The following is a 264-nucleotide window of genomic DNA, read 5'->3' as shown; positions in this document are numbered from 1 at the left end:
TGCCCGCGTGCCCGTTTGACGCCTGCGATCAGGCCACCGGCCAGGTGAACTCACAATCCCTGGTGCGCTACAAAACCAACGATTACTCGGTGCCGGTTGCCTACGGGCACCGCGATGTTTGGCTTCGCGGCTATGTTGATCAAGTCGTCATTGGCTGTGGTGGCGATGTGATCGCCCGCCACCCCCGGTGCTGGGATCGAGAGGATATGGTTTTTGATCCGGTCCACTATCTGCCACTGCTTGAGCAAAAGACGGGCGCTCTGG

1 pseudogene is annotated in these 264 nt (G+C 59.8%); it reads left to right on the top strand.

From position 1 onward, the window contains the following. Positions 1-264 (top strand): annotated as a pseudogene (locus GZH79_RS14400) (IS21 family transposase); the annotation flags it as partial.

Source organism: Loktanella sp. SALINAS62, from assembly GCF_018263905.1.
Lineage (GTDB): Bacteria > Pseudomonadota > Alphaproteobacteria > Rhodobacterales > Rhodobacteraceae > Loktanella.
The sequence above is the reverse complement of the archived record's forward strand: the minus strand, read 5'-3'. Positions and strand labels throughout refer to the sequence as shown.